The sequence below is a fragment of the Paractinoplanes hotanensis genome, from assembly GCF_023717965.1.
In the GTDB taxonomy this organism is placed as follows: Bacteria; Actinomycetota; Actinomycetes; order Mycobacteriales; family Micromonosporaceae; genus Actinoplanes; species Actinoplanes polyasparticus.
Map to the genome: position 1 here is coordinate 20,608 of NZ_JAMQOL010000051.1, position 13,489 is coordinate 34,096.

General features: G+C 72.4%; 14 protein-coding genes. 7 read left to right on the forward strand and 7 right to left on the reverse strand.

Going from position 1 to position 13,489, the window contains the following annotated elements:
• Positions 1 to 46: 46 nt before the first annotated feature.
• A complete protein-coding gene (locus tag LXN57_RS34785; RefSeq protein ID WP_251802477.1) occupies positions 47 to 1,228 on the forward strand; it encodes a glycosyltransferase family 4 protein in 1,182 nt (393 codons plus the stop codon).
• Here the strand turns inward: LXN57_RS34785 and LXN57_RS34790 are convergent.
• The 4 genes from LXN57_RS34790 to LXN57_RS34805 are packed head-to-tail and all read right to left on the reverse strand — an operon-like array spanning position 1,213 to position 5,626.
• Entirely contained in the window at positions 1,213 to 1,374 is a 162-nt protein-coding gene (locus LXN57_RS34790) for a hypothetical protein (protein WP_251802478.1), read from the reverse strand. The two genes, LXN57_RS34785 and LXN57_RS34790, sit on opposite strands and share 16 nt — an antisense overlap.
• Before the next feature lie 33 nt (positions 1,375 to 1,407).
• Entirely contained in the window at positions 1,408 to 3,063 is a 1,656-nt protein-coding gene (locus LXN57_RS34795) for an MmpA family trehalose lipid delivery protein (protein WP_251802479.1), read from the reverse strand.
• Positions 3,060 to 4,871: a hypothetical protein gene (locus LXN57_RS34800; protein WP_251802480.1), complete on the reverse strand. Its 1,812-nt coding sequence runs from the start codon at positions 4,869 to 4,871 to the stop codon at positions 3,060 to 3,062. The genes LXN57_RS34795 and LXN57_RS34800 overlap by 4 nt, the downstream gene beginning before the upstream one ends.
• On the reverse strand, positions 4,868 to 5,626 hold the full coding sequence (locus tag LXN57_RS34805) for an FkbM family methyltransferase (RefSeq protein WP_251802481.1): 759 nt from the start codon (positions 5,624 to 5,626) through the stop codon (positions 4,868 to 4,870). The genes LXN57_RS34800 and LXN57_RS34805 overlap by 4 nt, the downstream gene beginning before the upstream one ends.
• 91 nt (positions 5,627 to 5,717) lie before the next feature.
• On the opposite strand from LXN57_RS34805, the gene LXN57_RS34810 reads away from it, so the two are divergent.
• Genes LXN57_RS34810 through LXN57_RS34825 form a run of 4 tightly spaced genes read left to right on the forward strand, consistent with a single transcriptional unit; the run spans position 5,718 to position 9,944 of the window.
• Positions 5,718 to 6,896 carry a nucleotide sugar dehydrogenase gene (locus tag LXN57_RS34810; RefSeq protein WP_251802482.1) on the forward strand — a complete coding sequence of 393 codons (1,179 nt, stop codon included), beginning with the start codon at positions 5,718 to 5,720 and terminating at the stop codon, positions 6,894 to 6,896.
• The gene (locus LXN57_RS34815) at positions 6,893 to 7,741 is read left to right on the forward strand and encodes a glycosyltransferase family 2 protein (protein WP_251802483.1); all 849 of its coding nucleotides are present in this window, start codon (positions 6,893 to 6,895) and stop codon (positions 7,739 to 7,741) included. Before LXN57_RS34810 ends, LXN57_RS34815 begins: the two co-directional genes overlap by 4 nt.
• On the forward strand, positions 7,738 to 8,763 hold the full coding sequence (locus LXN57_RS34820; RefSeq protein ID WP_251802484.1) for an NAD-dependent epimerase/dehydratase family protein: 1,026 nt from the start codon (positions 7,738 to 7,740) through the stop codon (positions 8,761 to 8,763). Before LXN57_RS34815 ends, LXN57_RS34820 begins: the two co-directional genes overlap by 4 nt.
• Positions 8,727 to 9,944, forward strand: coding sequence for a lipopolysaccharide biosynthesis protein (locus LXN57_RS34825; RefSeq protein ID WP_251802485.1), 1,218 nt, complete (start codon positions 8,727 to 8,729; stop codon positions 9,942 to 9,944). Before LXN57_RS34820 ends, LXN57_RS34825 begins: the two co-directional genes overlap by 37 nt.
• On the opposite strand, the gene LXN57_RS34830 is transcribed toward LXN57_RS34825, so the two are convergent.
• Positions 9,906 to 10,742: an ABC transporter ATP-binding protein gene (locus LXN57_RS34830; protein ID WP_251802486.1), complete on the reverse strand. Its 837-nt coding sequence runs from the start codon at positions 10,740 to 10,742 to the stop codon at positions 9,906 to 9,908. The genes LXN57_RS34825 and LXN57_RS34830 overlap by 39 nt on opposite strands.
• A complete protein-coding gene (locus LXN57_RS34835) occupies positions 10,735 to 10,923 on the reverse strand; it encodes a P-loop NTPase family protein (RefSeq protein WP_251802487.1) in 189 nt (62 codons plus the stop codon). Before LXN57_RS34835 ends, LXN57_RS34830 begins: the two co-directional genes overlap by 8 nt.
• Between LXN57_RS34835 and LXN57_RS34840 the strand changes: the two genes are divergently transcribed.
• Complete coding sequence (locus tag LXN57_RS34840) at positions 10,913 to 11,191, forward strand: amidohydrolase family protein (protein WP_251802488.1); 279 nt, start codon at positions 10,913 to 10,915, stop codon at positions 11,189 to 11,191. The two genes, LXN57_RS34835 and LXN57_RS34840, sit on opposite strands and share 11 nt — an antisense overlap.
• A 41-nt stretch (positions 11,192 to 11,232) precedes the next feature.
• Here the strand turns inward: LXN57_RS34840 and LXN57_RS34845 are convergent, their stop codons facing one another.
• Positions 11,233 to 12,777 (reverse strand): LPXTG cell wall anchor domain-containing protein, encoded by a 1,545-nt coding sequence (locus tag LXN57_RS34845; protein WP_251802489.1) that lies wholly within the window; start codon positions 12,775 to 12,777, stop codon positions 11,233 to 11,235.
• Positions 12,778 to 12,868: 91 nt separating this feature from the next.
• Between LXN57_RS34845 and LXN57_RS34850 the strand changes: the two genes are divergently transcribed.
• Positions 12,869 to 13,447: a YciI family protein gene (locus LXN57_RS34850; protein WP_251802490.1), complete on the forward strand. Its 579-nt coding sequence runs from the start codon at positions 12,869 to 12,871 to the stop codon at positions 13,445 to 13,447.
• Positions 13,448 to 13,489 lie beyond the last annotated feature (42 nt).

Below are 13,489 nucleotides of genomic sequence, written 5' to 3' on the forward strand. Positions count from 1 at the left end.
GCGATCGTGAATCGTACTCGCCAGTAGGGGTGTGAACGAGTAGACCATGACCGATGTCTTCGGCGCCCACGTACTGTTCCTGAACTGGCGGGACACTGCCCACCCGGAGGGGGGCGGTTCGGAGGTCTTCCTCGAGCGGGTGGCCGCCGAAATGGTTTCCCGGGGCTACCGCGCGACCCTCGTCTGTCAGGCCTACGGCGTCGCGCCGGCCGAGGAGACGAACCCGGACGGCCTCCGGATCGTCCGCCGCGGCGGCCGGCACACCGTATACCTCTTCGCGGCGATGATCTACCTTGCCGGAGTATTCGGAATCGGTCCCCTGTCGCGGCGCCGCCTGGGCCGCCCGGACGTGATCGTCGACGTCGGCAACGGGATCCCGTTTCTCAGCCGGCTCTGGTCCCGGCGGCCGGTGATAGCGCTGGTGCACCACGTGCACCGGGAGCAGTGGCCGGTGCTGTTCGGGCCGCGGATGGCCCGGATCGGCTGGTGGATCGAGTCCTGGCTGGCCGTCCGGGTCTACCGCCGGTGCCGGTACGTCACGGTCTCGGCGTCGACCCTGGGCGAGCTGTCCGGCCTGGGCGTCGACCCCCAGCGGATCACCGTCATCCACAACGGAACCACCGAGGTGGTGGGTCCGCCGGTGCCGCGCACGGCCTTCCCCAGCCTGATCGTTCTCGGCCGCCTCGTGCCGCACAAGCGGGTCGAGCTGGCCATGCGCGCGACCGCGCTGCTGGCCACCGAGATGCCCGACGTGGAGCTGGTGGTGGCCGGGCAGGGGTGGTGGGACGAGCCGCTGCGGCAGCTGGCGGCCGACCTGGACATCGAGAAGCACGTGCGGTTCGCCGGGTACGTCAGCGAGGCGCACAAGCACGAGCTGCTCTGCGGCTCCTGGCTGATGTTGCAGCCCTCGATCAAGGAGGGCTGGGGTCTGACCATCGTGGAGGCCGGCGCGCGGGGCACGCCGTCGGTGGCGTTCCGGTCCGCAGGCGGCGTCGTCGACGCGATGGCCGACGGCGAGACCGGCATGCTGGTCGAGGACGAGTTCGAGTTCTTCCGGGCGACACGCGAGTTGCTGCTGGACGCTCAGCGCCGCTCGAGCATGGGCGCGGCCGCGGCGTGCTACGCCCGGCGGTTCACCTGGGCGCAGGCCGGTGAGGCCTTCGCCCAGGTGATCGCCGGGCACCTTCCCGCGGCTCAGCCGGGGAAGTCGGATCAGCGGGTGCCGTAGACGCTCGTCGAGGCATCGACGATGTCGGTCGTCTGGGCGACATGATCGGCGGACGGGTTGACCGCGCCCATCATGGCCATGATGCCCACCGCGCCGAGGACACCCCCGGCGACCAGGGCTACAACGTAGGTTGCCAGCTTGGCCATGCTTTCTCCCTCCCCGGTTTGAATTGGCGGACATTACCACGGAGTAACCCGCCGCCGCAGCAGCGCGAGGGCATAGAAGATCACGATTGCGGCCGCGGCCCCGTGGGCCGTCAGGGCGAGGACGCGGCCGCCGACGTCCGTGGCCGGGGCGGGCGGAGCGGACGGGTCCTCCCACAGCTGCAGGCTCGGTCCCGCATAGGCGAGCCGGAGTCCGCTCAGGACGGCCGCCGGCGGCTCGTCCCCGGCGCCCAGCCGCACCAGCACCCAGCGGAAACCGAGTCCGGCGGCGGGCCGGCCGGCTGCCAGGTGCTGCCGCACGGCGCGGGCGCGCGGGCTCTCCCCGTCGACGGTCACCGGCCCCACCCGCAGGGCATCGTTGATCAGCACCGGGGCGTCCAGGTAGCGGGGCGCCGGGTCGCGCACCACGACGCCGTCCGTCCACGGATAGCGCTGGTAGCCCTCGAACGGCAGGGAGAGCACCTCGCCGGGCGCCGCGTCGACCCGGTCGGCGATCACATCCCAGTCCGCCGGATAGTGGACCGGCCGCAGCGCGCCGAGGCCACCGAAGGCGAGATCGGGCAGGACGGCGACCGGCAACAGCGCCGCCCCGATCAGCGCCATCCGGCCCGCCGACGGCTCGAAGCGGCGGGCCAGCGCGCTTGCCAGACGCCCGGCGCCGGCCGCGAAGGCCAGGGCCAGAGCCAGCGCGTACGGGATGAGGAACTTCTGCCCGTCGCGCAGCAGACCGCCGCCCGGCACCTGGCCGACCACCCACTCGAGCACGGGCTCAGCCGGCCCGGCGCCCGCCGCGGCGAGCAGAAAACCGCCCGCGGCCAGCACCAGCAGCCGGTCCGCGACGCCGGGCAGGCCACGGCGCAGGACGGGCAGACCGGCCGCCGCGACCGCGAGCAGCAGCAGGGTCACCAGGGGCGTCAGCGCCGAGCCCCGGCTGTCCGGCACGGTCTGGGAGTTCCAGATGCCACCGGTGCCGGCGAGCGACCACCAGGCGCCCGCCCAGTTCTCGGCCCGGGCGGCGAAGGCGGGCACGCCCTCGGGGTCCGAGACGCCACCGGCCGACGCGGTCAGCGCCGCGACCAGCCACGGCAGATTGAGCCCGAGCACCGAAGCGGCGGCGAACGCGGTGGTACGCGACCACAGGGGCAGCAGCACCAGCACGGCGGCGAGCGCGATCAGCCCGCCGGTGGGCGTGACGGCGGCCGGAGCGGCCGCGAGCACCAGCCGAGGCAGGGCGCCGGGACGACCTGCGCGCAGATCCCGGACCGCCGCCACCAGCCAGGGCAGCGCGGCGTAGGCGAGCAGCAGCGCCCACTGCCCGAGCAGCAGGCGTTCGGCGAGGAACGGCGTCCAGGCGTACGCGAGGGCCGCCACCACCCGGGGGCCGGTGCGCTCGGCCGGCATGAGCCGCGCGGCGCCCAGCGCGGCCAGATAGACGACAGCCACCAGCGCTATCCGTTGCAGCAGCCAGCCCGGCACGGCCAGGTTGGCCAGCGACACCAACGCGTCCAGCGGCACTGCCCGTGGCAGCGAGTCCACCGGGGCGAGCATCTCCCAGTTCAGCGGCTGCCGGGGCACGAAGACCATGTCGTAGCGCAGCACGTAACCGGGCCGGGCCAGGGGCGCGAGGACCACCACGGTGACCGCGGCGGCCACACCGTGCAGCGCCTTCACCCGGCAGGCTGGGGCACGAGCGAGCCGATCTCGATCTCGTCGGTGCAGAGGTTGGCCGAGGCGTCGGCCACCTTCAGCGTCACCTCGTCGCCGCCGGCCAGCAGCAGGATGAACATGGCGTTGAGGCCGCGGCGCACCGCGAACGAGCGGGCCGGATGGTCGCCGGCCCGCACCGTCGCCGTGGTGTCCTTGTCGCTGAGGTAGCCGATCCGCAGCACCTGCCAGTAGTCGACGACCTCGGCCCGCAGCGGGATCCGCACCGTGCGGCCGCGATTCACCTGGTAACCGCAGCCCTTCACCGGGCCGGGCTCGGCCCGTACGCCGTCGACCCAGGCCGGCCGGATGTGCCCGGACTCGTCGAAGACGGAGAGCCTCTGGGCCTCGGTGACGAAGGCCGGCCCGTTCTCGACCGGTCCGAAGAACCGGGACTGTGTGTTCCACGGGCTCGACATGCCCGGCACCACCTCCTCCGGCACCGGCTGGTCCATGAAGACCGTGCCGGCCCCGGCCACGGCCAGGTCGGCCTGCGCGGTGCGCAGGTAGTCCCGTCCGGCCTTCTGCGACCAGTCGGCGGCGAAGTCGACGCTGCTCCAGAAGCTGCTGGCGACGAAGAGGGCCGCCGCCACCACCGCGGCCGTGAGGCGCGCCGGCGGCTTCACCTCGTCCACAGTGCCGTCCAGCTTCCGCAAGCCGCAGACGGCGATGCCCACGCAGAGGGCCGCGACCGGCATCACGTCGCCGAGGTAGCGCGGCACCAGACCGGCGACCCCGCTGAGCGCCGAGCCGAGCCGGGTGGCCGCGATCAGGCCGCCGGCCAGCAGCGCGAAGAGCAGCAGCAGGGTCCAGGCCCGCACCGCCACCCAGCGCCGCCACCAGATCGTGCCCGCCACGAGCGCCCCGACGAGAATCCAGGAGATCCACCGGGCGGCCGCGGTCGGCGCCACGACCGCGGTGCCGTCCCCCGCTGCCAGCCAGCTCCACGGGCCACCGATCAGCCCGGGGGCCAGCGACTCGCCGAAGTACTGGCCCAGGAACGTGCCCACCTCGCCCGCCGACGACGGCTCGCGGATGGTGGAGGTGGTCGACATCGCGAGGTAGGCGCCCAGGTAGACCAGCACGATCACGGTCAGCAGGGCCCAGGCCGGCCACCAGCGCCGGACCGTCGTGACGACCGCGCGGACCGGTCCGCCGGGCGCGTAGAGACACAGCGCGACCAGGAACACGAGCGGCGCCGCGAACAGCACCTTCTCGAAGAAGAGCAGCCCGGCGAGCACCGCCGCGGCCAGCGAGACCAAGTGGTGGTTGTCGCCGGTGCGCAGGTAGCGGACGAGCGCGCCGATCGCGACGATCATTGCGAACTGCATGGGCAGCAGGTTGACGCCGACCGCCCACCACGCGGTGAGCTCCAGGGTCAACGGGTTGAACACCAGCAGGCAGAGCGGCAGCAGCAGGCCCCAGCCGGCCGGCAGCATCAGCTTGAGCAGCCGGTAGAAGGCGATGCCGACGGCGAGCTGGGCCAGCAGCATCAGCACCAGCAACGGGACGTAGTCGTACCCGGCGAGCCGCTCGACGGCCAGGGTGACCAGCCGGCCGGCCGGCATGAAGTGGTTGTTGTAGAGCCCGAACAGATGCCCGGGGTCCAGCCCGTACGCGTCGGCCTGGGACACGATCGGGAAGTCGTCGATGGCCAGGAAGCCGCGCCGCGAGACGACCGCCCGCCAGGCCACGCTGAGCACGATGAGGACACCGGCGACCGCGTCGACCGGATCGACCCGGACACGCACGGCGGGCACAGCCGCGGCGGTCACGACCGCCGCTCCGGCCGGAACAGGACCATGTTGACGTAGCGCGGCCGCGGCCAGACCACCCGGCGGGCGAAGCTCTGCTCGACCCGGGCCAGGGCCGCGCGCTGATGGCCGATCAGATCGAATTCGGACAGCGGGATCCAGCGGCCGGCCGGCATCACGTACGGCCGGTAGCCCCACCCGCCGAGCAGGCCGAGCACCGGCTCGACGGGCTGGATCCGCTCCTCCAGCTCGACGATCAGCAGCGGCCGGTCGCGGCGCAGCGTCGTCTCGGCGCCGCGCAGCGCGGGCATCTCGTGCCCCTCGACGTCGATCTTCAGGAACCGGACGTCGGTCAGCGCCAGCTCGTCGATGGTGATCCGCTCGACCGTGACCGCGCGCCCGGTCGGCTGCTCGAGCGACGAGGTGCCGGTGCCCGGACCGCCCGACGGCAGGTAGAGCTCGGCCGTGCCGGCATGGTCGGAAGCGACCGCCTCGACCACCCGCACGTCGGGGAACGCGGCGGCGACGCACCGGGCCAGTTCGGCCGTCGGCTCGACCGAGACCACCCGGTCGGCGATCCGGCGCAGGCCACGCGTCCACGGTCCGTACCAGGCGCCGACATCGACGGCGGTGCCGCCTCGAGGCGCGTAGGACGGAAGCCGGGCGAGTTCCGGCTCGACCCGCGGATAGGCGATTCGCACCGCCGCCGCGACGGCGTTCGACGGTAGTGCCGCGGCGATGCGCGAGCTCATTCGGGTGGTCAACGTGCCGGCCATGGTGACGAACCATAGTGCCTGTCTCGCACATGGGTAGACCCGAAGTTGACTCACGAGTAACCTCCAGGCACCGAAGTGAAGGGAGCCGTGTGTGGACGTCTGCGTCGTGGGTGGTTGCGGCCGTGTCGGCCTGCCCCTGGGCATCGCGCTGGCCTCGCGCGGCCTCTCCGTCGTGCTCTACGACATCGATGCGACCGCGGTCGATACGGTCAACGCGGCAGTGCTGCCCTTCGCTGAACACGGCGCGGCCGAACTGCTCGCCGAGGCGGTCGCGGCGGGCCGCCTGGTGGCCACGACCGAGCCGTCGAGTGTGGGCCGGGCCGACGCGCTGATCGTCGTCGTCGGCACCCCGGTCGACGAACATCTCAACCCCGACCTGGGCGCGGTGCCGCGGGCCATCGAACGCGGCGCCGAGCACCTGCGCGACGGCCAGCTCATCGTGCTGCGCAGCACGGTCTACCCGGGTGTCACCGCGCTCACCGAGCGGCTGCTGAGCGGCCGCGGCCTCGACGTGGACGTCGCCTTCTGCCCGGAACGGATCGCCGAGGGCAAGGCCATGACCGAGCTCTTCGAGCTGCCGCAGATCGTCGCCGCCCGTACGCCGCAGGCCCTGGACCGGGCCGAGAAGCTGTTCCGCACCCTGACCGACTCGATCGTCCGGCTCGAGCCGGAAGAGGCCGAACTGGCCAAGCTGTTCACCAACACCTGGCGCTACCTGAAGTTCGCGGCGGCCAACCAGTTCTGGATGATGGCCAACGACTTCGGCCTCGACTTCGCCCGGATCCGGCACGCGGTCACCTTCGACTACCCGCGCGCCGACGACCTGCCGATGCCGGGATTCGCCGCCGGGCCGTGCCTGCTCAAGGACACGATGCAGCTGGCCGCGTTCAACCGGAACAACTTCGTGCTCGGCCACTCGGCGATGCTGATCAACGAGGGCCTCCCGCTCTACCTGGTCTCCCGGCTGGAAGACAGGTTCGATCTGAGCGGGCTCACCGTCGGCATCCTCGGCATGGCGTTCAAGGGCGGCAGCGACGACTCGCGCGACAGCCTGGCCTACAAACTGCGCAAGATCCTGACGCTCAAGGCCCGCGAGACCCTCTGCACCGATCCGTTCGTGCGCGACGACCGCTTCCTGCCGCTCGACGAGGTGCTGAAACGGGCCGACCTGCTGATCATCGCGGCGCCCCACCCGCAGTACGCCGACCTCGAGACCGACACGCCGCTGATCGACATGTGGGGCCTGACCGGGACGGGGGTGCTGGTGTGACGCCCCGGGTCTCGGTGGTCATCCCGGTCTACAACGAGGGCGCCGACGTGGTGCGGCACCTGGAACGGATCCTGCGCGAGGTGTTGCTGCCGGCCGAGATCCTCGTTGTGCACGACATGCCCGAGGACACGACGGTGCCGTACGCGCAGAAGATCGCCGAGCACGACCCCCGGGTCCGGACGGTCCTCAACACGTACGGGCGGGGGCCGGCCAACGCGATCCGGTTCGGCATCGACGCCGCCGCCGCGCCGGTCGCCGTGGTCACCATGGCCGACGGCTGCGACGACCCGCGGCAGATCGACGACCTGGCCCGGCTGGTCGACCGGGGCGTGGTGGTCGCCGCGGCGTCGCGCTACATGCCCGGCGGGCAGCAGGTGGGCGGTCCGAGGTTCAAGCGGATGGCCTCGCGCTGGGCCGGGCGCACGCTGTGGTGGCTGGCCCGGGTGGGCACCCGGGACGCGACGAACAGCTTCAAGGCGTACGACACCGGGTTCGTCCGCGAGGTGGGCATCGAATCCCGGACCGGCTTCGAGATCGGCATCGAGCTCACCGCTAAGGCGACCCGGATGCGCCGCCCGGTGGCCGAGATCCCGACGATCTGGCTCGACCGGCAGCTCGGCGATTCCAACTTCGACGTGGGCCGGTTCGTGCCGAGCTACCTACGCTGGTATCTCTTCGCGTTCGGCCCCCGGCTGACCGGGGAGCAGCTCTCCGTCCGCTGGGCGGCCCGCAAGCCGGACGCCGCCGAGCCCGGACTCGACGCCGCCGAACCCGGACGCGACGTCGTCGAGCCCGATCGCGACGCCCTCGAGATCGATCGTGACAAGGAGAGCACCCCGCAGTGACGAAGGTTCTGGTCACCGGCTCGGCCGGATTCATCGGCGGCTACCTCGTCGAGGAGCTGCTCGGCCGCGGGCACGAGGTGGTGGGCCTCGACGACTACTCGAAGTACGGCAAGGTGGCGCACGCCTACGACGACCACCCGAACTTCCGGTTCGTCGAGGGCGACGCCCGCGACGCGCGTCTGGTCGGCGAGTTGCTCGACGGCTGCGACCACTTCATCGCGGGCGCCGCGATGATCGGCGGCATCTCCTACTTCCACACGTACGCGTACGACCTGCTCGCCACCAACGAGCGGATCATGGCGTCGTCGTGCGACGCGGCGATCGCGGCGCACCGCGACGGCCGGCTGCAGAAGGTCACGTACATCTCGTCGTCCATGGTGTACGAGTCGACCGACCGCTGGCCCAGCAAGGAGGGCGACGAGAAGGCAGTGCCGCCGCCGCGTTCCTCGTACGGCTTCCAGAAGCTGGCCGTGGAGTACTACGCCCGGGCCGCCTGGGATCAGTACCAGCTGCCGTACACGATCGTCCGCCCGTTCAACTGCGTCGGCGTCGGCGAGGGCCGGGCCCTGGGCAACGCCGAGGTGCTCTCGGGCAACGTCAAGCTCGCGATGTCGCACGTGGTCCCGGACCTCGTGCAGAAGGTGCTCAAGGGGCAGGACCCGTTGCACGTCCTGGGCAGCGGCGAGCAGGTGCGGCACTACACGTACGGCGGCGACCTGGCCCGCGGCATCGTCACCGCGATGGAGCACGAGGCCGCCCGCAACGAGGACTTCAACCTCTCCACCGCCCAGTCCACGACGGTGCTCGAGCTGGCCGAACTGATCTGGCGCAAGGTCAGGGGACCGGACGTGCCGTTCCGCCACGTCAGCGACGAGCCGTTCGCGCACGACGTGGCGATGCGGGTGCCGGACGTGACGAAGGCCCGCGAGGTGCTCGGCTTCACCGCCGCCACCACGCTCGACGCCATGCTCGACGAGGTGATCCCGTGGATCACCCGAGCGGTCGCGGAGGGCCGGCTCTGAGCGCACCGTCCCGGCGCAGCATCGGTCTCTCCGGCGCCGCCGTGACGATCGCCGGCGCGATCACCAACGCCTTCGGCTATGTCGTGCCGGTCCTCGGCGCCCGGCGGCTCAGCGCGGGTGACCTCGGCGCGCTCGCCACGGTGCTGGCGATCGTGGCGATCGCCTCGGTGCCCGGCACCGGCCTGCAGATCGCAATGGCGGTACGCCGGGCCCGCCACCCGGGCGCCACCGCCGGCCGCGTCGCCACGGTCACCGCCCTCGTCTGCGGCGGCGCGGTGCTGGCGCTGGCGCCGGTCGCCGGCCCGCTGCTCGACCTGCCGCCCGTGCTCACTCCCCTGCTCGCCGTCTACACCTTCGCAATCGTCCTCAGTGGCCGCCGGCTGGGCGAGCTCCAGGGCGACGAGCGCTTCCTGCGCCTGGCCCTGGGCATGTCCGTGCTGGCCGCCGGCCGGTACGCCGGGCTCGTCGCGGGCCTGCTGCTCGGTCTCGGCCTGACCGGCTCCGTGCTGCTCGGCACCGTGCTGGCGCTGGGCGTGCCGTCCGTCCTGGCCGTCATGGCCCGCACCCCCGGCGCCGCGCCGAACGACCACGGTCTGACCGCGAAGCAGGTCTTCACCGCCGGCTCGGCGACCCTCGCCATGCTGGCCGTCTCGTACGCCGACGTGATCCTGGCCCGCCACGTGCTGCCGGCCGACGCGTCCGGCGCCTACGCGGTGGGCGCCGTGCTGACCAAGGGCGCGATGTGGGCCCCCCAGGTGGTCACCGTGCTGGCCCTGCCCCGGCTCGCCCAGGGCAGCCGGCGCGCGCTGCTGATCGCCGTCGGGCTGGTCGCCGGCTGCGGCGCCCTGCTCGTCGCGGCGTCCGCGCTGGCCGGCGGCCTGGCCTTCAGCCTGGCCGGTGGCGCCGACTACACCGGCCTGGGCCGGTACGCGCCGGTCTTCGCCACCACCGGCGCCCTCTACGCGCTGGTCTTCGTGCTGGTCAACGCCCAGGTGGCGGCGGGCGCACGCTGGCCGTCAGCGCCGTTGTGGGCCGCCGCGGCGGTGCTGGTGGCGACCACCGAATGGCTGGTCCCGCACACCCTGCCCGCCATCATGTGGTGCTCGGCCGGCGCCGCGGCGCTGGCCCTGACAGGCACGGCCCTATCCCTCAGCAACAGATCTCAGACCGGGCAGCCCTGACCGGGCAGGGCCGCGATCCGGTCCGGCAGGTCCGGCTCGACCGCGCCGGCGCTGCGACCTGGGCCCGCGCCTGAGCACCGGCTCACAGGCCAAGCACGCTGCGGCGCACCTCCGGGCTGTCGCGCAGCTCGGCGGCCGGGCCGGAGGACACCATCCTCCCCTCGCCGAGCAGATAGGCGCGGGCGGCGACGGCCAGCGCGCGTTCCACGTCCTGTTCGACCAGGACCACGCTGACCCGGTGGCGGCGATGCGCTGCACGGCGTCGTAGACCTCGTCGACGCGGACCGGGGCCAGCCCGAGCGACGGCTCGTCGAGCAGCAGCAGGGCCGGGCGGGCCATCAGGGCCCCGCCGATCGCGAGCATCTGCTGCTCGCCGCCGCTGAGGTTGCCGGCGAGCTGCCCGGCCCGTTCGGCCAGCCGCGGGAACAGCTCGTGGACGGTGGCGACCGATTCCCGGTGGGCGGGCCGGGCGGCCTTGCGATAGGCGCCCAGCATCAGGTTGTCGGTGACCGTCATCCGCGGGAAGATCCGGCGGCCTTCGGGCACGACGGCCACCCCGTGCGCGCAGACGCGGTGCCCGGGCAGGGCGGTGGTGTCGGCGCCGTTGACCCGGATCCGGCCGCCACTGGCCCGGTGCACCCCGGCCAGCGCGTTGACCAGAGTGGACTTGCCGGCGCCGTTCGGGCCGACCACGCACACCGTCTCGCCCGCGCCGACGGTCAGGCTGACGCCCCACAGCGCCTGGGCGTCGCCGTAACGGACGTCCAGGTCCTCGACCTCGAGCAGCGTGTCAGACATGGGCCTGCCTTCCCAGATTGGCGCGGACGACTTCCGGATCGCTCAGCACCGTCTTCGGGTCGCCGTCGGCCAGGACGGCGCCGCGGTCGAGCACGACCATCCGGGTCGCGAGCTGGTTGAGCACGCGCAGCAGGTGCTCGACGAGCACGATGGTGATGCCGGTGCTGTGGATGCGCCGCACCACGCGGACGGCGTTGTCGACCTCGGCCGGGTTGAGCCCGGCCAGCGCCTCGTCGAGCACCCGCCGGCAGGCGCTGCGCGCGTACACGCGAGGCAACGCCTGGTATCTCAGCCGCGAGAAGGAGCTCGGCTCGATCGAGCGGGGCCGGTTCGCCGATCTGGTCGTCCTCGACCGCGACTACTTCCCGGTCTCCGACGCCGCGATGCGCGACACCCGCCCCGTCCTGGCCGTCATCGGTGGCCGCGTCGTCCACGACACGCTCCGATGAGGTGCGGTGACCTCCCGGTCCGGGAGGTCACCGCCCGGTCGTCAGGCCTCGAAGCGGGTGCGGCGGCGCCGCGCCAGGACGAAGCCGAGGATGCCGCCGGCCAGCAGGACCGCGCCGGCGCCGCCGACGAAGGCGGTCTGCGTGCCGGTGATCGGCAGGTCGCCGCCGCCCTGACCGCCGCTGCCCTCGTCGGCCGCGCCGGGGACCTCGTTGATCACGATTGCCGCGGTGTCGTTCTTCTTGTCGGTGTCGCGGGAGAACCGCTCGCACTCGCACGGCGGGTTGACCTCGACGAGACCCTTGCCGTCGGTGATGTCGCCGGTGAGCTCGACGCCGAACTTCCACAGCACCGTCGTCTTGGCCGGGAACAGCGGGGAGCTGTAGCACACGTACTGCAGCGCCTTGGGGTTCGTCTTGACGCTGTCGTCCTCGGCCTTGGAGCAGCCCTCGGGAACGGTGACGACCTTCGTCTTGGCCGGGATGGTGACGATGACCGTGGCAGCGGCCGAGCCCGCCCGGCTGGCGTCCACGGTGGCCGGGCCGTTGTTGCGGGCGCCGACCGGCAGGGTCACGGTGTCGCCCTCGGCTCCCTTGGCGGTGGCGCCGACCGCGGCGAAGTCGGTGCCCAGCTTGCCGAGCACCTTGATCTCGACGTTCTGCCAGTTGTTGTCGGGGTCGGTGTCGGTCTGGGCCGCGCGGGCGGTCGCCTGCGAGGTCAGGCCGAGCTTGCCGCCCTTGCCCGGGGCGCCGGGCCCCTCGTAACCGGCCTTCTCCAGATACTCGAGGTAGTCCTGGTAGTCGTCGCCGGTCAGCCACTGGAACTCGCCGTACGCGCCGCCCGGCGCGGCCGTGCCGGGACGCAGCTTGTAGGGCAGGCTGGTCTGGTAGGTCGCGCCCGGCTGCAGGTCCTGGCCGAAGGTGCAGGCGTTGACCTGGCCGTCGCCGTACCAGCAGTTCGAGAACTGCCTGGCAGAGGCGAACGCGTAGTCGGTGTGGAAGACGATCGCCGCGCCCTTCACGACCTCTTTGCTGTTGTTGCGCACCTGGAGCTTGGCGTCGAAGCCGGCGCCGACCTTGACGCTGAGCTTCGAGTCCTGGCCGGCCGCCAGGTCGACGCCGGACGCGACGGTCACGTCGGCCGTGGTGGTGACCGCGTCCACGCCCTCGGCGGTGAAGGTGGTGGTGATCTTGCCGGTCTTCCCGAGGGCGGCCGTGGGCGCGGCCAGCTCGGCCTGGTAGTAGCCGATCACCCCGTCCGGCCCGAGGTCGAACTCGAACGGCAGGGAACAGGTGAGCTTCGTGGCGCCGACGGCCTCGCAGTCGTCGAACTCCCCGATCTTGAAGGCGACGCCGGGCAGGTCGCCGGCGAGCTCGAACGTCATCGCGGTGTTGTGGAGCACCGTCGCCCGGTTCGCGTACAGAATCGGCGCGACCTGGATGCTCGCCCCGGCCGCGACGGTGACGTCGGGCAGGACGACATCGATGGTGGGGGCGGCAGCCTGGGCGGGCGCCGCGAAGGCGAAAGCCGCGGTTGCGGCGGCGGCCACAGCGCCGAAGGACAGGCGCCGGCCGAGAGAGCGGTACATGAAGGGGGCCTCCCGTGAAAATGCTTCGCTTTGGAGCCGACGCAGCATAGGCCGTTCTCGATCATCGCGCTGCCCCGCCCATACTCTGCGGGTGGACTACTTCTTCTACGGGCGCGACCGGAGCGACACCGGGCGGCTGCGGCAGCGGATCCTCGAGGAGCACTGGACCTTCATGGACCGGTTCGCCGACGAGATGATCGCGCGCGGACCGACGCTCACCGACGACCTCGAGGGCGCGACCGGCAGCGTGCACATCGCCGACCTGCCCGACGCCGAGACCGTGCGCGAGTTCGCGTTCGACGAGCCCAACTACCGCGCCGGGGTCTACCGCCACGTGCTGGTCCGGCGGTTCGTCGACCTGCTGGGACGGACGATGTGGGACTACCCCGGCCGCCGCGACGGGATCGGGCGGCACCATCTGATCCTCGCGCACGCCCGGCCGCTGATGGACTGGCCCGGGGCCGAGCGGACCGAGCCGGCCCTGGACCGCGAACGGCTCATCGCCTTCGGGCGACTGCTCTCCGACAACGGCGAGGACTGGGAGGGGACGGCCGTGATCGGAGAGTTTCCCTCGCCGGAGGCCGTCCGGAACCTGTTCGACGCCACCGGCGCCTACGACCGGATCGAGATCCACCCGTGGACGTTCGGCGGTCGCCGCAACCAGGACTGATGCCGCCACCCCGCGGACCGGCCACCGGGCCCGGCCGAACGC